Origin of the sequence: Microcoleus sp. T3_B1 (genome assembly GCF_036700445.1) — a bacterium.
Taxonomy (GTDB): domain Bacteria; phylum Cyanobacteriota; class Cyanobacteriia; order Cyanobacteriales; family Microcoleaceae; genus Microcoleus.
In genome coordinates this window covers 1-24,710 of sequence record NZ_JAUBOX010000034.1, presented here as the reverse complement: position 1 = coordinate 24,710, position 24,710 = coordinate 1, and the positions used below count along the sequence as shown (strand labels likewise).

Genomic DNA, 24,710 nt, shown 5'->3' with positions numbered 1-24,710 from the left:
GAGTTGGAAGTCTTTTATGTTAAATTAAATCAAATTTGCGTTAAAAACCCGTTGATCAGACTCGGTGGTTAAAACTGAGATATTGCAGTAAGCTGAAGTGCATTTAAATTGTAGAGTCAAATTTAAGAAAAGTCTTGTGGGGTGGGCGTCTCGCCCGCCCAAAAAATACAATTTAGATGCCCAACAGCTTATTCTCTATCAGCATTTCAAGGGCACGCTAGAAACAACGGCCCACAATATAGAAGTTCCGCGTAATTCCTGATGAATAAACATCTTAACAGTCTTTGCTTGACCGGCCTGCTGTTCATCCTGCCTGTTTGTCCGGCCACAATTGCCCACGCTCAAATTCCCGAAACTTCGGATACTAATGCCAAGCAAACAAATCTCCTCAAAGATGAACTGTATTTTGGCTTAACAAAACCTGGAGGCGAGACCATTTCTGAATCCGAATGGCAGGAGTTTGTCAAGGCGGTTATTACCCCTCGCTTTCGGGAAGGGCTAACCGTATTAGAGGGCTCCGGGCAGTTTCTCAACAGTTCTGGAATTCTGATTAGAGAAAACTCTAAAATAGTTATTTTAATTTATGAAAGTAGTCCGGCCAAGAATCAAGCTATTCATGAAATTATCGAAATTTACAAGCGCACTTTCCAGCAAGAGTCAGTGCTGCGGGCAACCAGCGAAGTTAAGGTTTCTTTCTGATCCGGTCATCGAATCAGCGTATTTATGATATTATTTGTGGTAATCAAGGTCATACCCTCAAAGATAAGTAGGGTGCGGGTGCAAGCAAAATCATAATTTTTGGGTATCGATCGCACACTGCAAAAAATCGCTAGAAAAACCTGCCCGGGAGAAAACAAAAACATGATGAACGACGGCAACCAAAAAGCTGAAGCGCCTGAAAGCGAGGATGCACAAAATTTGTCCGGCATGGCGAAAGCTTTTATTGTGAGCATGGCTTGGTCTTACGCAGAGGCATTGGAGCGAATGAAACGATCGCGAAATCCACAGGAAGCCGCGCCGGAATCTCCGACAGAACAAGTCGAACCCGATACTGAAAAAAATTAATGAAAGACTATTAATGCGATCGATTTGCCAAACTATCTGGGAGTGCGATCGAACGCAATAGTCAATTAGCTGTTTTGAGTGAAGAACAATCTACTCAGAACAGCGAACTGTGCAGCTTAAGCCGAATTTGTATTGGATTTTACAATAAAAAAAACTGAAAGCCCCGTGACGCTTCAACAAGCTCAGGAAAAGCTTTAGTCGGGGGATGACAACTGCGTTGCAGGTTGGAACCGCAACCTATATCTATCCTTAAAAGGGATTTAAACTAAATAAAGTACGGTTTTACCGCTACAGTGTACAAAACAAATAACCAATTTTTAGATCGGTCTCATGTCTAATTCAAAAATGATTGGTAAAGCGATCGCAGGTGGCCTTTGCTTCGGCATCCTCGCCAGCTTCACCGCTTCACACGGCCCCGCATCCGCAGCAGCACCAATAATTGCCCAAGAAACAGCAGCCCCGGCCGCTAGCAGCATCGACCAGCAACTCCTAGGCCAATGGCAAGGCACAGTCGCCTCCGGTCAGTCTTTCACCTTCGTCTTTGCCCCAGAAGGCAAATTGTTTCTCATGGCGAAAGGCCCCGACGGAGCCGCCCGCGCCAAAGAAATGAGGTACAAAGTTAATCTCGGTGAAAAACCGATGCACATTGATGTCGGCCTCAGCAGCACAGAAACCGTTCAGACTGTTTTTGAATTGACTCCCGAAGGTCAAATGCGGCTTCAGTTGCAAGGCACTAATCCCGGACAGGCCAGACCTAATTCCTTAAACGAGCAGGCAACCGTGTTTAAAAAGGTCTCCGAGGCCACTGCACTGCCTGCTGACACTCAAATCATCGGTTTTTGAGGAAAATTGCAGGCAGAAGGCACTTATCGCAATTGTCAATTATTGAGTCAGGTACTGATTGGGATTTTCGATTTTCGATTTTCGATTGGGGAATTGGTAAGAAAGCCGGCGAGTACCTCACCTGATTGAGAGCCGCTATAACTAGCCCTGAGTTTTCAGATTGCCACGCTTCGCGAGGATCGAAGCAATCTTAAAACTTTCCCCGGGCCTTCTGCCTTCCACAGGCCCTGCTACAATCCACTTAATCTCCATTTAACTGCCATAGACCTCCATGAGTGAAACCGTCCTAGAAGTTCGCAACCTGCGGGTTCAATTTCAATCTACAGACGCAGGCGATGCGTCTGCAACCGTCAAAGCGGTTGACGGCATTTCCTTTGAGGTCAAGCGAGGGCAAACTCTGGGCATCGTGGGAGAGTCGGGATCGGGAAAATCGGTAACATCCCTGGCTGTTATGGGTTTGCTGTCGAGTTCGTCAACCAAAATCGATGGCGAAATTTGGTTTTCTCCGACAAAAGACGGCGCTAGCAATGGGCCTGTGAATCTGCTGGAAATGCCGGACAGGGAAAAACAAACATACCGGGGCAGCCAGATTGCGACGATTTTTCAAGAGCCGATGAGTTCGCTAAATCCCGTTTATACGATCGGATTTCAACTCACAGAAGCCATTTGTTTGCACCAACAGGTGTCGCAGACAGAAGCGCGGCGCCAAGCTGCTTCTCTGCTGCAAGAGGTGAAGCTGCTACCGGGCGACGATGAGCTCAGGCAGCGGTGTTTGGCTTTGCGGCAAGAAGCGGTTCGGGAGGACGATCGCGATTTGATGCAGCTCGTCAACGGCCAAAAACAAGCTATGCTCGATCGCTATCCCCACGAACTCTCAGGCGGTCAAATCCAGCGCGTGATGATTGCAATGGCCATTTCTTGCAATCCAACTTTATTAATTGCTGATGAACCTACCACGGCTTTGGACGTAACCGTGCAGGCAACAATCTTAGCTTTGCTGCGGGAGTTGCGCGACTCTAGAGGCATGGCAATGATTTTTATTACCCACGATTTGGGCGTCATTGCTGAAATTGGCGATACGGTGGCGGTGATGTACCGAGGCAAGATTGTTGAGTGCGGTGCGATCGAACAAATTTTCAGCAATCCCCAACATCCTTACACAAAAGGTCTGTTAGCTTGCCGCCCAACTCTCGATCGGCAAAGGCGCCGCTTGCCGACAGTTTCCGATTTTATGGATGTCACCACAAATGCTAGCGGCGAATTAGTAATTGTCGAAAAAAATGCCGATTTAGACGGCGACAACAGCGGGGGAAATTCCGCTTTTGCAACAGGAAAACCGCCTCGGTTGCCGCATATTTCGGGCCCTTTGCTAGCTGTTAATAACTTGCGCGTCGGTTTTCCCGTGCAGGGAATGTTTGGCGAAACTAAACGCTTGTTTATGGCGGTAAACGATATTTCTTTTGAGGTTTACCCGGGCGAGACTTTGGGTTTGGTGGGCGAGTCTGGCTGCGGCAAATCAACTTTGGCTAGGGCTTTGCTGCAATTAATTCCGGTGGCCAGTGGTAAAGTGTTTTTTGAAGGTCAAGAAATTACGCCTCCTGCGAGAAGTAGCTCGGCATCGCAGTGGATGGCTAATTATCGGATGAAAAAAGAGTACGATCGCAAATTGCGGTGGCTGCGGCGGGATCTGCAAATTATTTTTCAAGACCCTTTTAGTTCTCTCGATCCGCGCCTAAATGTTGGGGATGCGGTGATGGAACCGATGGTAATTCACCGCTTTGGTAAGAACCACAAAGAACAGCGCGATCGCGCGGCTTATTTGTTGGAGAGAGTGGGTTTAAATCCCGATTTTATGCGGCGCTACCCTCACGAGTTTTCGGGCGGACAGCGGCAGCGAATTTGTATTGCTAGAGCTTTGGCTTTGAATCCTAAGTTTATTATTTGCGATGAGTCGGTTTCGGCATTAGATGTGTCGGTGCAGGCGCAAGTTTTAAATTTGCTGAAGGAGTTGCAAACAGAGTTTGGACTGACTTATATTTTTATTTCTCACGATTTGAGCGTGGTCAAGTTTATGAGCGATCGCGCGATCGTCATGAACAAAGGTAAAATCGAGGAAATTGGCACTGCTGAGCGCATTTACCGCCAACCCCAGCAAGCTTACACGCGGCAACTCATAGCTTCTATTCCTGCGGGGAATTTGGAGCGAATTCGGCAACAGCAATTAGGCCGCAAATCTGCTTTGGGTGCTGTGGCGCCTTGGCCCCCATCGCCTGCTGATGAATCACAACAAAATTGATATCTAGTGTTTTAAACTCGTATCAATTACCAATTGGCCGTTACCAATTACTAATTAGCCCTTACGCGCGAAAATAGGAGTGCAACGAAAAAATGCTACCAATATTTTTGTCATTTTATCTTCAGAAATCCGCAGTTTATCTTTATTTTAACTTCATAATTTATTGTCAAATTCAACCTGCTTGAACTTGACTAATATTCCGGGTTGTTCAACCCACAGCCAGCGCGCTCCACGCAGTATTTTCCTACATCAAACCCGGTCATTCCTGGACGATAAAAGTGGTATAACACGCTACTCTAACGCGGTAAGCTGCTTCAGCAGAACCCTACATAATTAGGTTCTGCGTCCAGGATTAGCTAGATTAGGCCAAATGTCCAATGACTAACAGCAATATGTAGCGTAGTATTATAGATAAACTCTCTCTATGAGTCGGAAAAATTAGAAAATGCCCACCCCAGCTAAAAAGAGATTGCTCGCTAATTCCGTAAATACACTTAATTATATGGTCGGTTTGCGTAGATTTACGCAAATTTTAAAACGCTAGATTTCGCAAGCTAGGAAAGTTTAACAATATTTAAACAGCTTTATTGTAATTTTGGCTCACCACACGTAAAACGGGATCAAAAGTAAAAAAATGAAATCTTCTGTTCGTATCGAAGAATCAAAAAGCACTAAATTCTCGAACTTACTGCACGTGTTGTGGACAAAAATTACGGCAGCAGTCACCAGAATAGAAAAGGCAGAAGGCAGCAAGGAGTATGAAAAAAAAATTAGCCTAGCGACGATCGCCCCTGGCAGTGTATTCTCAATTTTGATAATTGTACTGCTTGTCTTAAACGGGTGGCTCGTAGCTGGCAGCGCTGATAATTTCTACGATAGCCCACTCGCCCTGGGATTTTTGGGAATAGCCAATATTGTCTTTTTGGGGGTATCGGGGCGCTCAAAAGCTTCTGCTGTCGCAGCCCAAAACGATCGTCCATCCAGCGAACCCAACGGGGGCGATCGCTTTTTTAGCCTCTCGCTAGATATGCTGTGCGTCATTGGTTTTGATGGTTATGTAAAACGCATCAACCCAGCAGCAGAAAAAATCCTCGGCTATTCCGAAGCCGAAATGATTGGCCAACTCTTCATTGAATTCGTGCATCCAGACGATCGCGAAGCTACTATAAAACAAGCTGAAAGTATTGCTGCCGGGAATAATACCGTTGGGTTTGAAAATCGCTGGCAGTGTCGAAACGGGTCTTACAAGTGGGTAGCCTGGACAGTTAGCCCTTTCTGCGAGGAAGAATTGATGTATGGTATCGGCCGCGAAATTACCGATCCCAAACTCGCCCAACAGTCCCTCCAGCAAAGCAATTCTATTTTGCGATCGGTGATTGAAAGTACGCCGGATGTCATTTTTGTCAAGGACATTCAAGGTCGCTACACGATCGCTAACTCCGTTGCTGCTGACTGGCTCTCAACATCGGTGGAGGCAATGATCGGCAGCGACGATACAAATTTATTTCCCCCAGAAATAGCCCAGCAAATTATCGAAGCAGACCGCAGGATCGTGACAGCGGGAGAATATTTAAATTATGAAGAAATTGTACCCAAAAATGGCAAAGATCGGACGCTACTAACAACAAAATGCCCTTGGAAAGACGCCGAAGGAAATATTATCGGCGTAGTTGGCGTATCTCGCGACATCAGCGATCGCAAAGAAATAGAAGCAGCGGTACTAGAGAGCAACATCCTGTTTGAAAACGTAATCGAAAGTACAGGCGACAGCATTTTTGTCAAAGATACTCAGAGTCGGTACCTATTGCTCAATTCTACGGCTGCGGGCATTATTGGCTTGCCAAAATCAGAAATTATTGGCAAAAAAGATGCAGAATTATTTCCGCCGGAGATTGCAGATATGCTGGTGGAAAATGACCGCCGGATATTGCAATCTGGTATTGAGGAAACGAGCGAGGAAGTAGTAAAAGATAGCGAGGGCAACATCCTGAGAGTTCTTTCTACCAAAAGTCCTTTGCGCGATCGAGCTGGAAACATCACGGGTGTAGTGGGAGTTGCTCGCGATATTAGCGATCGCAAAAAAGCAGAAGCAGCGCTGCAAGAAAGCCAGCGTTTTATCGAACAAATTGCCAATGCTACTCCGAATATTCTCTATCTATACGACGAGATCGAGCAGCGAAATGTGTACAACAACCGCGAAATCACTGTCGCGCTGGGCTATACCGTCGAAGAAGTTCAAAAAATGGGCAGCAGTCTGTTGCCGACCATTATCCACCCTGATGATTTAGCTAAATTTCCCGAATATTTGCAGCAATTGGAAACTGCTCCCGACGGCGAAGTTGGTGAGTACGAATACCGGGTGCGCGACAAAAATGGCTGTTGGCGCTGGCTAGTCAGCCGGGAAATTGTGTTTAGCAGAACAGAGGTGGGAAAAATTAAGCAGCGTCTCGGTGCTGCTACCGACATTACAGAGCGCAAAATAGCAGAACAAGCTTTAGCAGAACAATTAAAACTTTCTTTATTCACAGCAGATGTGGGAATTGGTCTAACTCAAAACCAGACTTTGCTTGCAACTTTGCAATATTGCGCCGATGCAGTTGTGCGCCATTTGGATGTTGCCTTTGCTCGGATTTGGACGTTGAATGAAGAGGAAAATGTATTGCAACTGCAAGCAAGCGCGGGGATATATACTCACATTGACGGCGCTCACAGCCGCATTCCTGTCGGCGAGTTCAAGATTGGTTTAATCGCCCTGGAGCGACAACCTCACATCACTAATTCTGTGCAAGAAGATCCTCGCATTAAGGACAAAAAATGGGCGGCCCGAGAAGGAATGGTGGCTTTTGCTGGATATCCGCTAATTGTTGACAATCAGTTGCTGGGAGTAATCGCGATGTTTGCTCGCCAGGAGTTGAACGAATCAACGCTGATTGCTTTGGCCTCAAGTGCCGATGCGATCGCCCTGGGGATTAAGCGCAAACAAACAGAAGAAGCTCTCGCCACACAAAAGCAAACTTTGAGGGCAATTATTGACAACGCTCCGATCTGGGTATGGCTGACCAATGCTAGCGGGCGGATGTTATTAATTAACAAAACTTTCTGCGAAGATGTGGCTATACCTGAATCAAGATTTTTAGCAGCGTCTCACTATTCCGAAGTTTTGGGATTAGAAGCATCGGCTAAGTGCATGAAATCTGACGTGCAAGCGTGGAGCCAAAATATTCCATGTTATACTGAAGAAGTGATACAGCTTGCTGATGGTAAAGAACATTATTTGGAGACAATTAAAACTAAGGTCAAAGATGATTGTGGTAACGCGATCGGCTTAATCGGTTTGGGTTTGGACGTTACAAAACAAAAAGAAGCTCAAAGACAGTTGCAAAAGTCGGAAGCGAGATTCCGCAAATTAGCTGAGCAGGAAGCGCTGCTGAACCAGCTAGCTAGCAATATCCGCCAATCTCTGGATTTAGATACTATTTTGGCGACAACTGTGCAGCAAATTCGCGACTTGCTCCTGCTCGATCGCTGTCAGTTTATCTGGTATTTACCCGACGCTTCGCCGCCGGTTTGGAATGTGAGATACGAGGCAAAGAATGCCGATTTGCCCTCGCGTTTGGGTTTATATCCTGTCGAGCCAACTGCTTCTATCGCTGAGCGGATTAGCAATTTAGAAATAATTCAGATCGACGATGTTGAGGCATTAACCGATCCAGCCGAACGGGAATTTTTAATGTCTGTAGGGCTCAATTCTCTGCTGGACATTCCCCTTCAAACACAGTCGGGTCAAATTGGCGCGATCCTCTGCGGTGCTTGCAGCGGGGTGCGGCTGTGGAGAGACGAAGAAGTGGAACTGTTAATGGCAGTAGGAACTCAATTGGCGATCGCCATTAATCAAGCCGAACTTTACGAAAAATCTCGCCTCGCCGCCGCCGAATCAAAAGCAGCAGCAATGCAGCAAAAATTGCTCAACCAGCTAGGCAGTCAAATCCGCGCTTCTCTAGATTTAGATACTATCTTGGCAACAACTGTGCGGCAAATTCGCGACTTGCTGCAACTCGATCGCTGCCTGTTTATGTGGTATACGCCCGATGCCGAGACGCCCGCTTGGGATATCGTCCATGAAGCTAAAAATGATGACTTGCTCTCGCTTTTGGGTTATTACCCTGCTGAGGTAACGGGGACGCTGGCGCAAAAGATAGCTAATTTGGAAATGTATCAAATAGATGATGTGGCAACTTTCAGCGATCCAGTAGAAAGGGAATTCTTTTTGCAGGTGGGTTACAAGTCTGTCTTGGATTTTCCGGTTAAGAGTGCAGGGGGTTTAACTGGAGTTGTTGGCTGCACTTCTTGCCGCGAGGTGCACAGGTGGACCAAAGACGAAGTGGAGTTGCTATCGGCAATTTGCGATCAATTGTCGATCGCCATCAGTCAAGCGGAACTCTACACTAAAAGCGTTGATTCAGCCCGGATAGCGCAAGAACAAGCAGCCAAACTCGAAGTAACTCTGTGCGAACTTAAGCTTGCTCAAACTCAGCTCGTGCAGGCCGAAAAAATGTCGAGTCTCGGTCAGATGGTAGCAGGAATTGCCCACGAAATCAATAACCCGGTCAGCTTTATCTTCGGCAATCTTACCTACACAGAAGAATACACCAGGAGCCTGATGAAACTGCTGCAAATGTATCGAGATGAATACCCGGAACCTTCTCCAGCGATTCAGGAAGAAATAGAAGTTTTAGAGCTGGATTTTGTGCTAGAGGACTTGCCCAAAATGCTGTCTTCTATGCAGGTGGGAGCTACTCGCATCCGGGATATCGTGCGGAGTTTGCGGAATTTCTCTCGCCTTGATGAATCTGACATGAAAAAGGTTAACATTCACGAAGGCATCGACAGCACATTGATGATTTTAGAACACCGTCTGAAAGTTCAGCCAGATCGCCCCGCAATTCAACTCGTTAAAGAATACGGACAATTGCCACTGGTGGAGTGCTACGCTGGACTGTTGAATCAGGTGTTTATGAATATTATCGCTAACGCTATTGACGTTTTACAAGAATCGCTTGAAAATCCGGGAATTATCCGCATTCGTACAGAGGTAAAAGGTAGTCTCGCTGTGATTAGGATTTCTGATAACGGTGCAGGTATGACCGCTCAAGTCAAGCAGCGGATATTTGACCCGTTCTATACTACAAAACGGGTCGGTTCGGGAACGGGGATGGGTTTAGCGATTTCCCATTCAATTATTGTCGAAAAACATAAAGGTGAAATTAAGTGTTTCTCGGTGGTGGGAAAAGGCACTGAATTTACAATCGAAATTCCGATTAAAAGGACAGAAACTTAAATGGGTTTATCGGCAAACTTACTAAGTTGCGTCAATTGGAAAAACCACAAATTTTTGTAGTAACCTTAAGACTGACGCACCCTACAGGCTACACACAGAGAAAAGTTATTTTACCAGAAATTTGTCTGCTGCGTATTGCCCACCCTCCAACTAAAATTGATATGATATTAAAAATCTAAAATCTAAAATCTAAAATCTAAAATGGCATTACCTCCCGGCAGTTTTGGTTTACCCCTAATTGGCGATACTATCAACTTTTTGCAAGATTCCCAATTTGCCAAAAAACGCCACCAGCAGTACGGGCCCCTTTTCAAAACCAGCATTTTCGGACAGCCTACCGTGTTTGTGTGTGGCCAAGAGGCTAATTTGTTTGTTTTAAGCAATGAAAACCAATATTTTGCTGTGACTTGGCCTGCCAGCACGAAAGCGCTTTTAGGGCCACTTTCCTTGGCGTTGCAAACGGGTGCTAACCACCAAAATCGCCGCAAGTTGTTGTACCAAGCGTTTCAGCCGCGAGCTCTGGCAGGCTACATCGGCGAGATGGAAGATATCACTCAGCGCTATTTTGAAAAATGGGCCAGAATGGAAACCATGACTTGGTATCCCGAACTGAGGAATTATACTTTTGATGTTGCGGGTAAGTTGTTAGTAGGGATTGATAATGGTTCGGAAACGGCGCTAGGACATTATTTTGAAACGTGGTGCAATGGTTTATTTTCGATTCCTTTAGATGTGCCTTGGAGTCAGTTTGGCAAGGCGAAAAAGTGCCGAAAGCTGCTGTTGGCAGAACTTGAAAAGATTATTATAGATCGCCAGCAAGGAACCCCTAGCGACAAGGATGCTTTGAGTTTGCTGATTTCGGCTCGCGATGACGAGGGAAATAGTTTGAGTTTGGAGGAGTTGAAAGATCAAGTGCTGTTGCTGTTGTTTGCGGGACACGAAACTTTAACTTCGGCGATCGCCTCTTTTTGTCTTCTCCTAGCTCAACATCCCGATGTGATGGCAAAAGTCCGCGCCGAACAGCAGCAGTTCCCCGCTACGGAACCGCTAACATTGGAACAGCTCAAAGAAATGACTTATTTAGAGCAGGTTATGCGAGAAGTGCTGCGGTTGGTTCCGCCAGTGGGAGGCGGCTTTCGGCAGGTAATTAATGCTTGCGAGTTCGGCGGCTACGAAATTCCCAAGGGTTGGATGGTACTTTATCAAATCAATCAGACGCATCAGGATAGCGCCGTTTATCCCGAACCCGATCGATTCGACCCCGATCGATTTAGCTCGGATCGATCGGCTAAACCGTTCAGTTACGTGCCATTTGGTGGCGGTTTGCGAGAATGTTTGGGCAAAGAATTTGCCCGGTTAGAGATGAAGTTGTTTGCGGCAAAGATTGTTCGGGAGTTTGAATGGGAGCTTTTACCGGATCAAGATTTGAATTTAATCCGAGTACCGACTCCGCATCCCCGCGACGGTTTGCGAGTGAAATTTCGGCGGAACAATTCTTAAGAACAGGCAAGATGCCTGTTCCACAATCGGTAAATTTTCTTGTGGGCCGTTGCTTCTAGCCCGCCCTGAAAGCCTTATTGAGAATGGTGCAATATCTCAGTTGAGACTGAAATCTTGCACCATTCTCAATAAGCTTTTTATGAACAGGCAAGATGCCTGTTCCACAAAGAGTGAATTTTCTTGTGGAACAGGCATCTTGCCTGTTCTTGATAATGGTGCAATATCTCAGTCTCAATCAACATCCAATTGCATCGGCCCCAAATACTTAGTTAAATAAGGAGAAAACACCTCATAAATCAGCGTCAAGGGCTTACCATGATGCCAAAACAAATAGTGTCGCCCCCAAAAAGGCCCCGACTGTTCAAAAGCTGACTCCAAAGCCACGGAATTACCGCAATAAATGCCCTGCACATCGCGATACAATTCTGTCCGCAGCCTCGCTAAACTAGCCCAAATTGGCAAAGATTTATTTTGTAAATATTCGTCTACGTGGCTCGCTTCCCACCAAGAAGTAGCATAGGCCAAGCGCTGTCCCGAAGCAGTCCGCAGCCACACTTGTCGCCGCAGGCGCGGCCCCGGAACCGCGACAATTTGCTCTGGTGCGCCGTCTGCGTCTTCACCCACTAAAGACATATCGATCACATCTACTTCTGTGGGTTCCCCTGTCAGCAGTTGCAGGTGACGGGTGGGAGAACCGTCGCCCAGGAGCAGTATTTGCCACGCCGGTGCGAGCTTGGTGTGGGGCAAACCCTTCTGTACTGCGTCTTCGGCTCCTTGCCACAGGGGGTTGAGAGCGTGCCAGGTGCGGCTGTTTTTGGGTGTAAATGTTGCAGTCAAGGGTCTTTACAAAACTTAATTTTTTATTTATTATAACGCTTCTGCAATTATCCACTCAAAAATCAAAAATTGCTCGACCGAGGACGATCGCCCGTAGGATCTCCGGTTAAATAGTTATAATACTTCTGTTCGGGATTTTTATTCTTCTTTCTTCCTTCCTTCTTCCTCTTTCCTTCTTCCTTCTTCCTTCTTCCTTCTTCCTTCCACTATATGTTAAGAATAACTGAAATAAAACTCCCCTTAGATCATCCTCAAGATGCGATCGCCAGTGCCCTTCTCAAAAAGCTGCAAATTCCCCCCGAAGAATTACTCGGCTATTCCATCTTCAAGCGCAGCTACGATGCTCGTAAAAAAGCAGAAATCCTCCTTGTCTATATTGTGGATGTAGAGACGACACAGGAAAAGCAACTTCTCCAACGCTTCAAAAAAGATCCTCATGTGATGGTGACGCCAGATACGAGTTATCGCTTGGTAGCCAAAGCCCCCAGCAATTTGACGATTCGCCCCATTGTGATTGGTACAGGGCCGTGCGGTATGTTTGCAGGTCTGATGCTGGCACAAATGGGGTTTCGCCCTATCCTTTTAGAACGCGGAAAAGCAGTCCGCGATCGCACGGTTGACACGTTTGGATTTTGGAAGAAAAAAGCAGAATTCAACCCAGAATCTAACGCCCAGTTTGGCGAAGGTGGTGCGGGTACTTTTTCCGATGGCAAACTCTACAGCCAAGTTAAAGATCCTCAGCATTATGGACGCAAGGTGCTGACGGAACTTGTGAATGCGGGAGCTTCACCGGAAATTTTATATATTAACAAACCGCATATTGGCACGTTCAAACTGGTGGGAATTGTCCAAAGCATTCGCGCCCAAATTGAATCATTAGGCGGAGAAATTCGGTTTCAAACTCGTGTAGAAGATATCCACATCGAAAATGGAAAAGTGCAGGGACTTACCCTCGCCAGTGGAGAATATATTGCTAGTAATTATATAGTTCTGGCGGTGGGGCACAGCGCCCGCGATACTTTTGAAATGTTGTTTTCGCGCGGGGTTTACATCGAGGCTAAACCTTTTTCCATTGGTTTTCGGGTGGAACATCCGCAGACTACGATCGATCGCTGTCGTTTTGGCGATCGCGCGGGCCATAAGCTTTTGGGTGCCGCCGATTACAAACTGGTTCACCATTGCCAAAACAATCGTTCTGTGTATAGTTTCTGTATGTGTCCCGGTGGTTTGGTAGTGGCGGCTGCGTCAGAACCGGGGCGACTTGTTACTAATGGGATGAGTCAATATTCTCGCAATGAACGCAATGCTAACAGCGGGATTGTGGTGGGTATCACGCCGGAGGATTATCCCGGTCATCCCTTAGCAGGAATTGAGTTTCAGCGTCGCCTAGAAGAACGGGCATTTGAGTTAGGAGGTGGCACTTACAACGCCCCTGGGCAGCTTGTGGGTGATTTTTTGGCGAATCGCCCTTCCACGGCGCTAGGCAGTGTGCAGCCGTCTTATACGCCGGGAGTTGTGATGACTGATTTGAGCGAAAGTTTGCCAGATTATGCGATCGCAGCTATCCGCGAAGCACTTCCGGCTTTTGACAAACAGATTAAAGGATTTGCGATGGATGATGCGGTTTTGACTGGGGTGGAAACGCGCACTTCTTCACCAATTCGGATTAAACGCAAGGAAGATTATCAGAGTTTGAATACAGAAGGCCTTTATCCTGCTGGGGAAGGTGCAGGATATGCGGGTGGAATCCTGTCGGCGGGGATTGATGGGATTAAGGTGGCGGAGGCGGTTGCTTTGAGCATATTGCGATCTGTAAATCACAAAGTTTGAGGCTGGATCAACCAACTGCAAATTCGGTGTATTGTCGGACATGAGGTGCATGATAGGCTAGCACAATTTCCTGGGATGGGACACCTCGTGCTACTAACTGATCGGCGATCGCTTCTTCAGTCCCGTCATGCTGCACCCAAATTTTCCCATCTTTAATATCTACATGAATCACACAGCCATAAATCCGAGTGCTACCGTTTTTCCAACCCACATTTACAAGTTGATAGCGATCCTTTACCAGATCGAAAATCGTCTCGCTGGAAACTGGATCGCTAGGCGATCGTCGCTGGGATCGCTCAGTTAGCAACTCCTGAATATATTGACGATACAAACTTACTTTATCCATTGAGAAATCTCCTCTTTTTCGGTATCGTAAACTAAAAGCGGAATTTGATTGCGTTCAATCACCCTTTGAATAAATGAGTATTTGAAAAATCTTTTGTAAATATCTAATGGAATTGCCAAGTAAAGAGTTCTATCGGGATCGTCATCTTCTAATGCAATCCGATAGTTAATAAATTGTCCCACTGCGGTATGAAATTCTGAAATCGTCGAGGGTGCCAAAAACGTTTTGATTTCAACCGCAATTTTTTCATTATCCTTTGTCGCTGCTAATAACTGTTCTGCACCCAGATCGATATAAAAATCAACAAATCCCAGATCGATATGATAAGGATCATGAGTAATTGTCCAATCCTGATTTTGGAGGGCAGTCTTGACGAGTTCATGAAACTTATCTTTAGCTGGCATATTTAAACGATGGCTAAGCCCGATCGAATTTCCGTATCGGTATACTCCGGCGTCCAGCCTTCTTGCGTGGTAAAATAGCGCACCGCTTTAATTTTCCGGGCTGCTGTCAAATAAAACCAGTGTTCTGTATTCGCCGGCACGTTGATAAATTCTTCCGGCTGCACAGTGAGTTCGACTTGGCTACCGTCGGGCCGCACGAAGCCGAAAATGCCCTCGCCTGCTACGATATAGCGGACTTCATCATCGGCGTGGATGTGGCACTTGTTGAATTTGGACAGCAAGGTGTCGAGGTTGGGAATGTCTGGGTGCAGTACAATTAAGTCTCGCGATTGATAGCCTGCCGTTTCCTTGAGTTGTTGAAAGTAGCCGTCGAGGCCTTGCAGCACTTGCTCTTTTTGATTGTCGTCAAGAGCATCTTTAGCTAACAAATTTTGAATTTCAGCGCTGTCACCCACGGGCCAGCGGTTGAGTTGAATGTTTAAGGAAGCGAGTTCTCGGGTAATGTCGCTTTGTTGAGTGTAGGTTGTACCGTTTTCGAGTTGCAGGATAGCCATTTTTGCACGTTCCAATTTTGGGGTGAGGCGATACACAGGCACTGTGAAAGATGTTTGTCGATCGCGCCTGTACCAGAACCACAATTTTAACGCTAATTTGAACAGGCTTTCCACCCTGTTCCACAACAGTTGAATATTTGTCAAGATAAGATTGATAAGTCAGGCGCCAGCTAGCACCCGCAGCGATGGCATTACTGATATCTTAAATGTAACTTTTGCAACAACTATGCCTACTTATACGGGAATTTCTAGCGAAGCATTTCAGCATCCCCTCGATCGCCAAGCTGAGGAAGCGCTGCGAAGCGTGCCTGGATTTGACTTAATTGCCAGCAAATTTGTAGAATTTATCTACGAACGACCGCAATTCGTTTACCTAATGGGAAATAGCATTCAAGTCGGCCCACGCCAATATGCCAGCATTTATCATATATTTCGCGAGTGCGTGCAGGCTTTAGATGTTTTTCCAGAACCAGGTTTGTTTGTTTCTCAGAATCCCTCAGTTAACAGCTATGCCCTGGGAAAAAACCAACCTTATGTAGTATTAAACACTGGTCTTTTAGACTTATTAGAAGAGTCAGAAATTAGGGTAGTATTGGCTCACGAGTTGGGACACATTAAATGCGGTCATCCAACTTTAAATCAAATGGCGATGTGGGCGATGAGCGTGGCATCGACAATTGGCGAGATGACTTTCGGGCTGGGAAATATGGTCGGTAGCGGTTTAATTTTCGCTTTTTACGAGTGGCGGCGCAAGGCAGAATTGTCGGCGGATCGGGCGGCTTTGTTGGTGACGGATGACTTGAACAGTGTGATGAAGACGATGATGCAACTTGCGGGAGTTAGCAGTAAATATGCTGACCAATGCAGTTTGCAAGAATTTATCCGCCAGTCTGACAACTATCAAGAGCTCGATCGAGACAATCTCAACCAAGTGTATAAGTTTTTACTTTACAACGGCGGTCAAGGTGTGATGCTGAGTCACCCTTTCCCCGTGGAACGCCTGCGGTATTTGCGAGACTGGGCAAGTTCCGAAGAATACCGCCAAATTAAGCTGGGGAACTACAAGCGGGCTGTAGCTGAGGGTGCGGTTGATGTGAAGTCCCAAACGCCTAACAGTGAGACGGAGGCTTTGCGCCGTCAGATTGAAGAGTTGCAGCGGGAGATCGATCGGCAAAAATCAAAGCGAAACTAAGTTTCGTCGTCCCCAGGCTCTGCTTGGGAACCAGCTAAATGTTTTGTTGAAAATTTACCGGATTTGAGGGAGGGGGAAACGTAAAAGGAAGGTAAACCAGTGAGAGACTTACTCGCAACTCGCCTCCAATCTAAAAACTGTCCCCTCCTTTCGGAAATCTGTATCTGGGGAGGTGTAGTTTAAATCAAGAGAAGCTTATAAATCAACGGGGCTAAAAAAAATGATTATTGATAACGCAATGAATACTAAGAAGCCAACTTCTAATTTTTTCGGCAATGTGGGAAAAGTCGCGATCGCCCTGACTCTTCTGGCTGCCGGCATGGCATTTACAAATCCTGGGAGAGATCAATACCTAACTTATGCTTCCGGCGTACTCCAAACCGAGTTGGAAAACACTGTGTGCAAAGATTCTCGCGTGCCGAAAGCTTTGGGCGGCATTACAGATACTTTGATCGGCAGTTGCAAGAATTTGCTGACTTCGCAGCGGGGCACGATCGAAAGCTTGCTCGACAATACAACGCAGCGTCAGAATTTAGGCGTTGTCAGCATTTATACAACTGAACTGGGCAAAAAAAGCTATCAAACGGTTGGAGCTTTTGGTAATTTTGTGACGCTGCCACCTAGTTCTGAAAATGCTCAAAATTAGAGTCAAATTAAGTTCAATTGCCGAAACCGGGTTTTTTAGAAAGCCCGGTTTTTGCTTACGTAATTCTCTCTCAGTAAATCTCAATAAATTCGGAGAGCAATAGCACATATTTTTAATTATGCCAACTATTAGAGACAAAATATTAAGTTTTCTTAAAGAAGAAAACTTATTGTCCCACTTAATATTAACATTAACGCTATAAAGTTTGATGTTTAACAAATAAGCAGATGGCAATGCAATTAAGTAAGGGTGAGAGATTTAATATTTCTAAAGAAGCGCCCGGTATAAAAAAAATGGCGATCGCCCTCGGTTGGCAGGTGACAGAGGCAGGACAAAGCTACGAGATAGATGTCTCTGCCTTTATGCTAGGTGCTGACGGCAAAATACCTAACGATAAATATTTTATCTTTTACAATAATCTGCAATCCTTTGACAGTTCGGTACTGCAATCGATTCCTGAGAAAAACAACCGAAGTCAAGAGAATAAGACTATTTACGGCGTTATCTTAGAAAGAGTTAATCCTGAAATTGAGGAAATAACTTTTGTTGTCACTATTCACGAAGCAGAGAAAATCCAGGCAAATTTTAGCAATATCAAAAATGCTTTTATCAAAATTATCAATTTGGATACGGGAAGCGAACTGGTTCGGTATGAATTAAAAGAGAATTTTTCGCGAGAGACTGCTGTAGAATTTGGTCGTTTGTATAGAAAGAATGGAGAGTGGAGATTTCAGGCGGTAGGAGCAGGATATCAGGCAGGATTGCAGAGTTTTGTTGACAAGTATTGCAGCTAAAGTAGTAATAATATTGCTCCAATTAATCACGAGTTGGCAGCGGTCACAGCAGCAGATGATTTGCAGTTCCCGGCTGGGGAGTTGGAGGTGAAGCCAGAACCGGAAGCGGAACAGTCTCGTCTGGAGCATTTGGTAACTTTGTTAACTTGCTACCTTGTTTTGAAAATGCTCCAAACCAATGTCAAATTAAGTTCAATTGTAGAAACCGCTTGGGAAGAAAGCCCGGTTTTCACTTAGGTAATTCTCTCTAAGTAAATCTCAATAAATTCAGATACAGACACCAGATATTTTTAATCAAGCCTGCGATTAGAGAAACTCTGTTAAATTTCATTAATTAAAGAACTTCTTATGCCACTTAACCTTAAGATGAGTAGTATAAATTTTTATCTTAAACAAATAAGCAGATGGCAATGCAATTAAGTAAGGGTGAGAGATTTAATATCTCTAAAGAAGCGCCCGGTTTAAAAAAAATGGCGATCGCCCTCGGTTGGCAGGTGACAGAGGCAGGACAAAGCTACGAGATTGATGTCTCTGCTTTTATGCTAGGTGCTGACGGCAAAATACCTAACGATAAATATTTTATCTTTTACAATAATCTGCAATCCTGTGACGGTTCGGTGCTGCAATCGATTCCTGACAAAAATAACCGAGGTCAAGAAAAGAAGACTATTTACGGCATTATTTTAGAGAAAATTAATCCTGAAATTGAGGAAATAACTTTTGCGGTCACTATTCATGAAGCAGATAAAATTAAAGCCAATTTTAGCGAGATCAAAAATGCTTTTATCAAAATTACCAATTTGGATACGGGAAGCGAACTGGTTCGGTATGAATTAAAAGAGAATTTTTCGCGAGAGAGTGCTGTAGAGTTTGGTCGTTTGTATAAAAAGAATGGACAGTGGAGATTTCAGGCGGTAGGAGAAGGATATCAGGCAGGATTGCAGAGTTTGGTGGACAAGTATTACAGCGGAAATAGCAATAATATTTCTCCCATGAGTAGCGAGTTGACAGCGGGAACAGCAGCAGATGATTTGCAGTTGCCGGCTTGGGATTTGGAGGTGGATTCAGAACCGGAAGCGGAACACTCTCGTCAGACTCGAAGGGTACAGCCATCACGAATTAACAATCAAGTTAATAATAATTCGCGAAGTCGCAAAATACCCGCAGCTTTATTAGCAGGTTTAGGGGTTTTGGTGTTGGGAACAAGTGTAGGGACGATCGCGTTTATGCGATCGGGAAATGAAACGCTGAAGCAAGCGAAAATACTGGCAGTGGAAACGCAGAATGCAGGGAAAGCCACCGATGTAAATCTGCTCAGAAGTTTCGATAAACGACTTAAAGAAACGATCGCGAATTTAGAGAAAATTCCTAACTTTCCCGGCTTTGGATATCAACAAGCTAGAGCTGATTTGCTTAAACTGCGCCCGAGTTTGGTTCCTGTACAGCAAAACTTACAGGCGGCAGAAAGTCTAGCAACGGCTCAAAAATTGGCGATGGAAGCTGCTGTGGTTGTGCAAAAACCGCCTCATCCGATCGAAGTTTGGCAGCAGTCGCAAAGTAAATGGCAACAGGCGATCGCACTTTTAGAAGCGATAGATTCACGTACACCTGTTTATAATCTAGCTCAAAATAAGTTATCTAATTACCGAGCCAATCACGCTGTGATCAGTCAAAGAGTTGCGATCTCTCAAAAAGCTGCAAATTTTAGCAACCAAGGTTCTTTGAAAGTTCAAAAGGGAGATGTTCCGGGGGCGATCGCAAATTTTACTCAAGCTTTAACGCTGAATCCCAACATACCTCAAGCTTACCTCGGATTGGGGATTGCTACGTCAAAACAGGGAAACAAGCAGCAGGCAATTTACAATTACGAGCGAGCGCTGCAATTTAATCCTAACTTGGCAGAAGCTTATTTCGGTCGCGCTCAAGCATACTATGAATTGGGAAACAAGCAACAGGCGCTCGGGGATTACGAACAAGCTATTCGCGTTAATCCTAATTATGCTTTGGCTTATTTGGAACGAGGTGCTATTCGCTGTATGTTGGGAACAAAATCGCCAGCCGTATCAGATTTTCAACAAGCGGGAGAACTTTTCTTAAAGCAGGGAGACGGAAATAATTACAAATTAGCGCAAAGCTTTATTAATGATTGTCAAGAACCGAGTGCAGAGTCTGCAATATGCGATTATCGAAGGAACATAGACTCCTTCGGCAGACCCTGCGGTCGCTCTGTTAATGTTCCGATTATAATTAGAAGAAAATCCCCGACTGCTACCTCAAACTCTGAGTCTACTGATGTTAAAAGCAATAGCAGCGTTGAAAAAATATTGCCTGCATATTCTGATAGCAGCAGCACAAGAACTCGCAGCAGGAGAAGAAGTAAAAGGTAAATGGCTGTTGCATTAGTCAATATAGGAACCGCCAAGACGGTTAGGACGTTGTTAATGGCTGAAATGATGGATTTTATTGCTTCTTCCTTCTTGCTTTTTCCTTCTTGCTTCTTCCTTCTGCTATAGATGACAAAATCTGCTGGTAAGCATCGATGGTTTGTTGGGCGATCGCCTCCCAGTTATAATGCTTTTTGGCATACTCTTGGCCGTTCAATCCCCGGCGTTGGCATTCCTGTGGATTGAGAAGTGCTGATTTGATTGAATTGGCGATCGCCCCTACTTCCAAAGGCCCCACCCAACCAGCTTCTGCTTGCTGTATGTCTTCCGCAATATGTATGCGATCGGAAATCGCGACAGGTACACCGGCTGCCATCGCTTCTGCTACAGCAATGCCAAAGTTTTCGTAATAAGAAGGCAATACAAATAAGTCGGCTTTTGTCAATAGTTCAACTTTTAAATCACCGCTCACAAAGCCAGTTATTGTTGTGTATTTTGCTAAGCGTGAATTATGAATTTGTACTTTAATTTGTGTTTCATAATCAGCATCTTGGGGATTTGAACCAGCTAAAATAAAGTGAAACTCCATGCCCGATGCCAAAATACTTTCTAATGCTGGAATTAACAAATCCAGCCCTTTTTTCGGTTCAATTCGCGACATAAATAAGATGATTGGCACTTCAGATTCCCGCAATCTCTTAGGAAACAAACCTGCTGTCACCCCCAATGGAATCACCAAATCCAGTGGCACAGGCATCTTGCCTGTGAAGTCCAAATCCCGTGGCACAGGCATCTTGCCTGTGGAGTCCAAATCCAGTGGCACAGGCATCTTGCCTGTGGAGTCCAAATCCCGTGGCACAGGCATCTTGCCTGTGGAGTCCAAATCCAGTGGCACAGGCAAGATGCCTGTGCAGTCCAAATCCCGTGGCACAGGCATCTTGCCTGTGGAGTCCAAATCCAGTGGCACAGGCATCTTGCCTGTGAAGTCCAAATCCCGTGGCACAGGCATCTTGCCTGTGAAGTCCAAAGCCCGTGGCACAGGCATCTTGCCTGTGAAGTCCAAATCCCGTGGCACAGGCATCTTGCCTGTGCTACCCAAACCAAATCTTTCTGAGATTTTAGCCTCTTCTTTACTTGTGAAGTGAATTGCTGCTGCCCCTGCTAAATTAGGGCGTTCTAAAAGCGTGGCATAAATCTGTTTCAAGCGCTTTTTTTTCTGCAAGTCGGCGGGGTCAAGCATACCGCAGGGACGCATAATATATGGCAACTTGTGATATCTAGCAATTGTAGCAGCGAGGGTAGTTACTGGCGAGAAAAGAGCGTGAATGTGAGCGAGGTCAAATTGTCGCGCATTTTGATTCAACCACTGCAATAACGAGAGAGAAAACTTATATCTACGAAACGGAGAACAGCGGAAATAAATAATCTGATAGCCGTTTTGTTGTATTGGTTGATTTAGAGGAACATCTAAGGGAAGTTGACCGATATCTCCGTTAGAATCTGTGGTGATAATCGTCACATCAATGTTTTTTGCCGCGAGGGCCGCAGACAGTCCGAGTACCATTTGACTCGGCCCGCCGTAGACGAGGGAAATTGAGGGGATAATTTGGAGAATTCGCATGGTTAGCACTTGGTGTTAGCTGAGGTAGCTGGTTGTGTTATTATAGAAAGAATTGCAAAATTTGCACGTTATACTAATTTAGGCGATCGGAGGCAAGTTATGCTGATTGGATTCAGCGTCGGCAACTACAAATCTTTTAAAGAAACTGTCACCCTCAGCATGGTAGCTTCGTCAATTACTGAGGAAGAGAAAGAGCTGGACGAAAATAATGTATTCCCCATTAATGATAAGTTAAGCTTACTCAAAAGTGCTGCTATTTATGGAGCTAACGCCAGTGGTAAGAGCAACATTGTTGCTGCAATTTACTTTATGAAATGGTTTGTCCTCAACTCATCCAAAGAAACGCAAGTTTCAGACGCGATCGATATTGAAGCATTCAGGCTAAGTACGGAGACAGAAAAAGAGCCGTCTTTCTTTGAAATCGTTTTTCTACTAGAAGACAAAACTTTTAGGTACGGTTTTGAGGTGAACGCGCGGGAAGTTGTTTCTGAGTGGCTATTTCAAGCCGATGACAGTGAAGAAAAAATGATTTTTGAACGGGATTTTGATAATTATATATTAGATGATTTCCCAGAGGGACAAGGCATTAGCGATAAAACCCGAATTAATGCTTTATTTCTTTCTGTAGTCGCACAATTTAATGGTAAAATTTCTGGCAAAATATTGCTGTGGTTCAGTAAAACTTTGCAATTGATATCAGGCTTGCAAGATACACAATACCGCGAGGCAACTTTAGAGTCTTTTGAGAACGATCGCCACAGACATGATATTATTGAATTTATCAAGAAATTAGACTTAGGGATTGCTGATATTCAAATCAACAAGTATATTTCCCAGAAAACCGCTATGTTCGGTATATATGAAGTAGGCGTGAAAACAGTTCACCGGAAATATGATGCTGATGGGAAACAGGCTGCTATAGAATTATTTGATATCGAAACGCACGAATCCGAGGGAACCAACAAACTATTTGCATTAGCAGGCATTCTCCTGGATACTTTAAGAACAGGAAAAATTTTATTAATTGATGAACTTGATGCCAGACTGCATCCGCTGATTACTCGCGAATTAATCTGCTTATTCAATTCTAACGAGACTAATCCGCACAACGCACAGCTTATATTCACTACACACGACACAAACTTGCTCAGTAGTAAAAGTTTTCGCAAAGATCAAATATGGTTTACCGAAAAAGATAACAAGGGCGCTACTGATTTGTACTCTTTGGTAGAGTATAAAGTCGGAAAAGATGCCTCATTCGAGCGCGATTACATTATCGGCAAGTATGGCGCTATCCCTTTTATTGGTAATTTTAAAGAACTAATAGGTGAACTTCATGAGTAAAAAAAGTTCGTCTAGAAGCAAGATTGATTACTACAATCGAAAAGATAAAAGTAGAAGATGGTTTTTAATCGTGTGCGAAGGTGAGAAAACAGAACCCGACTATTTTAGAAGTTTCCCGGTAGACACAAATGTAATTAGGGCTTGCTGAATAAGCGCCAAAAGCTGACGGACCTGGATTATTCGAGCGGGCGATCGAGAGAAGTGTGCAAGAAAAACGGCTAAAATAGATCAAAAGTCGTGCATCACCACCTGCGATTGTGTACAGAAAAGCTGAGCTTGCTCCAAGTCCCCCATCCGAGTTTGAACTACCCTTTGGAGGAAGGTTGTCATCAGACAACCGTTGGGTGAAAATGGCCGAACTAATCCCGTGGTCAGAATTTGAATCAGAATATGCTGAAAACTTCCCCACAGAAAAGGGCGCACCAGCCAAATCCTTTCGGATGGCATTGGGGGCGTTAATTATTAAAGAAAAGCTGGGAATTAGCGATCGCGAAACGGTAGAACAAATCCGTGAAAACCCCTATCTACAATACTTTATCGGTCAATCAAACTACAGCAATGAAGTCGCATTTGATCCATCCCTATTAGTACACTTTCGGCAAAGAATTAGTCCGAACCTAATTAATAAAGTGAACGAACGGATGGTTGAAAAAATGCGAGAAATCACGGCAGTCACACCCGAAAAAAAAAAGGATTCGGACGGCAAAAATGAGTCCCCCAATCGCGGTAAACTAATCATAGATGCAACCTGCGCCCCAGCCGACATTAGTTATCCGACAGACTTAGGACTATTAAACAGAGCCAGAGTTCATACAGAAAAAATCCTAGACATCCTGTATAAACAAATCAAAGAAAAAACCCCTAAAAAACCAAGAACCTACCGTAATAAGGCTAGAAAAGACTACTTAGCAGTAGCGAAACAAAGACGACCCACACGCAACAAAAGAAGACAGGCAATTAAAAAACAACTCCAATATATCAAAAGAAACCTAGGTCATATTGAACAGCTAATTGATTTAGGTGCCACCCTAGAAGGTTTGAATAAAAAGCAATATAAAACCTTGCTAGTCCTCACAGAAGTCGCTCGCTTTCCAACAGTGGTTGTTTGACAACGATAAACAGAGTATTCAGGATAGAATAGTAAGTTTAAGTCAACCCCACATCCGTCCCAACGTCGCGAGGGAAAGCAGGGAAAAGCGTAGAGTTTGGAGCCAAACTATCAGCCAGTTGTTTTGAAGGATATGTGTTTTTAGACCGGATGAGCTGGGATAATTTTAACGAATCAGGGGACTTAAAAGCACTCTTTAGAAGCTTATTATAGATTCACGGGATACTATCCAGAGTCGGTTCATGCCGATCGAATTTACCGTACACTCTTAGAACCGAGCTTGGTGCAAAGAAAGAGGAATTAGAATTAGTGGGCCGCCTCTAGGAAGACCGCCAGCAAACGTCAGTAAATCAAAAAAAAAGCAAGCGTTGGAAGATGAGAGAATTCGCAATGCGATTGAGGGCAAGTTCGGGCAAGGTAAACGAAGATTCGGTCTGAATCGAGTGATGGCTAAACTCGATAATACATCTGGTACAGTTATTGCAATTACTTTTCTAGTTATGAACCTTGCTACCTGGTGGCGCCGGGTTTTTTGTGTGTTTTTATGTCTATTTGGAAAAAGAAGGCCTGTTTTTTGGTTGAAGATAATCTACAATTATCATTGGGGT

Annotated in this window: 18 protein-coding genes and 1 pseudogene; 14 read left to right on the top strand and 5 right to left on the bottom strand. The window is 44.8% G+C overall.

Features of this window, described 5'->3' with window-relative positions:
• Positions 1 to 261 precede the first annotated feature (261 nt).
• The 6 genes from QT990_RS19025 to QT990_RS19000 all read left to right on the top strand — a co-directional run bounded on the left by QT990_RS19025 (position 262) and on the right by QT990_RS19000 (position 11,042).
• The gene (locus QT990_RS19025) at positions 262 to 699 is read left to right on the top strand and encodes a DUF3574 domain-containing protein (RefSeq protein ID WP_333142936.1); all 438 of its coding nucleotides are present in this window, start codon (positions 262 to 264) and stop codon (positions 697 to 699) included.
• A gap of 162 nt (positions 700 to 861) precedes the next feature.
• A complete protein-coding gene (locus QT990_RS19020) occupies positions 862 to 1,065 on the top strand; it encodes a hypothetical protein (RefSeq protein WP_333142935.1) in 204 nt (67 codons plus the stop codon).
• Positions 1,066 to 1,395: 330 nt separating this feature from the next.
• The gene (locus QT990_RS19015; protein ID WP_333142934.1) at positions 1,396 to 1,908 is read left to right on the top strand and encodes a hypothetical protein; all 513 of its coding nucleotides are present in this window, start codon (positions 1,396 to 1,398) and stop codon (positions 1,906 to 1,908) included.
• 271 nt (positions 1,909 to 2,179) lie between these two features.
• Positions 2,180 to 4,204 carry an ABC transporter ATP-binding protein gene (locus QT990_RS19010; RefSeq protein ID WP_333465629.1) on the top strand — a complete coding sequence of 675 codons (2,025 nt, stop codon included), beginning with the start codon at positions 2,180 to 2,182 and terminating at the stop codon, positions 4,202 to 4,204.
• 634 nt (positions 4,205 to 4,838) lie between these two features.
• Positions 4,839 to 9,542 carry a PAS domain S-box protein gene (locus tag QT990_RS19005; RefSeq protein WP_333412180.1) on the top strand — a complete coding sequence of 1,568 codons (4,704 nt, stop codon included), beginning with the start codon at positions 4,839 to 4,841 and terminating at the stop codon, positions 9,540 to 9,542.
• A gap of 201 nt (positions 9,543 to 9,743) precedes the next feature.
• Complete coding sequence (locus QT990_RS19000; RefSeq protein ID WP_333465628.1) at positions 9,744 to 11,042, top strand: cytochrome P450; 1,299 nt, start codon at positions 9,744 to 9,746, stop codon at positions 11,040 to 11,042.
• Between the two features lie 231 nt (positions 11,043 to 11,273).
• Here the strand turns inward: QT990_RS19000 and QT990_RS18995 are convergent, their stop codons facing one another.
• Positions 11,274 to 11,879, bottom strand: a complete 606-nt coding sequence (locus QT990_RS18995) for a chorismate lyase (RefSeq protein ID WP_333142930.1) — start codon at positions 11,877 to 11,879, stop codon at positions 11,274 to 11,276.
• A 210-nt stretch (positions 11,880 to 12,089) separates the two neighbouring features.
• Here QT990_RS18995 and QT990_RS18990 point away from each other — a divergent pair, with 210 nt between their 5' ends.
• Positions 12,090 to 13,709 (top strand): NAD(P)/FAD-dependent oxidoreductase, encoded by a 1,620-nt coding sequence (locus QT990_RS18990; RefSeq protein WP_333307781.1) that lies wholly within the window; start codon positions 12,090 to 12,092, stop codon positions 13,707 to 13,709.
• 7 nt (positions 13,710 to 13,716) lie between these two features.
• Here the strand turns inward: QT990_RS18990 and QT990_RS18985 are convergent, their stop codons facing one another.
• From QT990_RS18985 to QT990_RS18975, 3 genes are read right to left on the bottom strand one after another with little or no spacing between them, the layout of a single operon-like run.
• Positions 13,717 to 14,055 (bottom strand): XisI protein, encoded by a 339-nt coding sequence (locus QT990_RS18985; RefSeq protein WP_333142928.1) that lies wholly within the window; start codon positions 14,053 to 14,055, stop codon positions 13,717 to 13,719.
• The gene (locus QT990_RS18980) at positions 14,043 to 14,459 is read right to left on the bottom strand and encodes a XisH family protein (RefSeq protein WP_333142927.1); all 417 of its coding nucleotides are present in this window, start codon (positions 14,457 to 14,459) and stop codon (positions 14,043 to 14,045) included. Before QT990_RS18980 ends, QT990_RS18985 begins: the two co-directional genes overlap by 13 nt.
• A gap of 2 nt (positions 14,460 to 14,461) precedes the next feature.
• On the bottom strand, positions 14,462 to 15,013 hold the full coding sequence (locus QT990_RS18975) for an acireductone dioxygenase (RefSeq protein WP_333142980.1): 552 nt from the start codon (positions 15,011 to 15,013) through the stop codon (positions 14,462 to 14,464).
• 226 nt (positions 15,014 to 15,239) lie between these two features.
• On the opposite strand from QT990_RS18975, the gene QT990_RS18970 reads away from it, so the two are divergent.
• From QT990_RS18970 to QT990_RS18950, 5 genes are all read left to right on the top strand, one after another.
• Entirely contained in the window at positions 15,240 to 16,205 is a 966-nt protein-coding gene (locus QT990_RS18970; RefSeq protein WP_333142926.1) for a M48 family metallopeptidase, read from the top strand.
• A gap of 220 nt (positions 16,206 to 16,425) precedes the next feature.
• A complete protein-coding gene (locus QT990_RS18965) occupies positions 16,426 to 16,851 on the top strand; it encodes a DUF4359 domain-containing protein (protein WP_333142925.1) in 426 nt (141 codons plus the stop codon).
• A 233-nt stretch (positions 16,852 to 17,084) separates the two neighbouring features.
• Entirely contained in the window at positions 17,085 to 17,645 is a 561-nt protein-coding gene (locus QT990_RS18960; RefSeq protein WP_333300566.1) for a TerD family protein, read from the top strand.
• Positions 17,646 to 17,678: 33 nt separating this feature from the next.
• A complete protein-coding gene (locus tag QT990_RS18955) occupies positions 17,679 to 17,882 on the top strand; it encodes a hypothetical protein (RefSeq protein WP_333142923.1) in 204 nt (67 codons plus the stop codon).
• A 173-nt stretch (positions 17,883 to 18,055) separates the two neighbouring features.
• Positions 18,056 to 20,032 (top strand): TerD family protein, encoded by a 1,977-nt coding sequence (locus QT990_RS18950; RefSeq protein ID WP_333300564.1) that lies wholly within the window; start codon positions 18,056 to 18,058, stop codon positions 20,030 to 20,032.
• Positions 20,033 to 20,105: 73 nt separating this feature from the next.
• On the opposite strand, the gene QT990_RS18945 is transcribed toward QT990_RS18950, so the two are convergent.
• Positions 20,106 to 21,650 carry a glycosyltransferase gene (locus QT990_RS18945; RefSeq protein WP_333142921.1) on the bottom strand — a complete coding sequence of 515 codons (1,545 nt, stop codon included), beginning with the start codon at positions 21,648 to 21,650 and terminating at the stop codon, positions 20,106 to 20,108.
• Between the two features lie 99 nt (positions 21,651 to 21,749).
• On the opposite strand from QT990_RS18945, the gene QT990_RS18940 reads away from it, so the two are divergent.
• Complete coding sequence (locus QT990_RS18940) at positions 21,750 to 22,994, top strand: ATP-binding protein (protein WP_333142920.1); 1,245 nt, start codon at positions 21,750 to 21,752, stop codon at positions 22,992 to 22,994.
• Between the two features lie 257 nt (positions 22,995 to 23,251).
• Positions 23,252 to 24,710, top strand: a pseudogene (locus QT990_RS18935) (IS5 family transposase); the annotation flags it as partial.

What these genes read in the sequence shown, in the direction of transcription:
- QT990_RS19000 (WP_333465628.1), top strand. Translation starts at nt 9,744, where the DNA reads ATGGCATTACCTCCCGGCAGTTTTGGTTTACCCCTAATTGGCGATACT.
- QT990_RS18950 (WP_333300564.1), top strand. Translation starts at nt 18,056, where the DNA reads ATGCAATTAAGTAAGGGTGAGAGATTTAATATCTCTAAAGAAGCGCCC.
- QT990_RS19010 (WP_333465629.1), top strand. Translation starts at nt 2,180, where the DNA reads ATGAGTGAAACCGTCCTAGAAGTTCGCAACCTGCGGGTTCAATTTCAA.
- QT990_RS18945 (WP_333142921.1), bottom strand. Translation starts at nt 21,650, where the DNA reads ATGCGAATTCTCCAAATTATCCCCTCAATTTCCCTCGTCTACGGCGGG.
- QT990_RS18985 (WP_333142928.1), bottom strand. Translation starts at nt 14,055, where the DNA reads ATGGATAAAGTAAGTTTGTATCGTCAATATATTCAGGAGTTGCTAACT.
- QT990_RS19005 (WP_333412180.1), top strand. Translation starts at nt 4,839, where the DNA reads ATGAAATCTTCTGTTCGTATCGAAGAATCAAAAAGCACTAAATTCTCG.
- QT990_RS19020 (WP_333142935.1), top strand. Translation starts at nt 862, where the DNA reads ATGATGAACGACGGCAACCAAAAAGCTGAAGCGCCTGAAAGCGAGGAT.
- QT990_RS18960 (WP_333300566.1), top strand. Translation starts at nt 17,085, where the DNA reads ATGCAATTAAGTAAGGGTGAGAGATTTAATATTTCTAAAGAAGCGCCC.
- QT990_RS19025 (WP_333142936.1), top strand. Translation starts at nt 262, where the DNA reads ATGAATAAACATCTTAACAGTCTTTGCTTGACCGGCCTGCTGTTCATC.
- QT990_RS19015 (WP_333142934.1), top strand. Translation starts at nt 1,396, where the DNA reads ATGTCTAATTCAAAAATGATTGGTAAAGCGATCGCAGGTGGCCTTTGC.
- QT990_RS18970 (WP_333142926.1), top strand. Translation starts at nt 15,240, where the DNA reads ATGCCTACTTATACGGGAATTTCTAGCGAAGCATTTCAGCATCCCCTC.
- QT990_RS18980 (WP_333142927.1), bottom strand. Translation starts at nt 14,459, where the DNA reads ATGCCAGCTAAAGATAAGTTTCATGAACTCGTCAAGACTGCCCTCCAA.
- QT990_RS18990 (WP_333307781.1), top strand. Translation starts at nt 12,090, where the DNA reads ATGTTAAGAATAACTGAAATAAAACTCCCCTTAGATCATCCTCAAGAT.
- QT990_RS18940 (WP_333142920.1), top strand. Translation starts at nt 21,750, where the DNA reads ATGCTGATTGGATTCAGCGTCGGCAACTACAAATCTTTTAAAGAAACT.
- QT990_RS18965 (WP_333142925.1), top strand. Translation starts at nt 16,426, where the DNA reads ATGATTATTGATAACGCAATGAATACTAAGAAGCCAACTTCTAATTTT.
- QT990_RS18975 (WP_333142980.1), bottom strand. Translation starts at nt 15,013, where the DNA reads ATGGCTATCCTGCAACTCGAAAACGGTACAACCTACACTCAACAAAGC.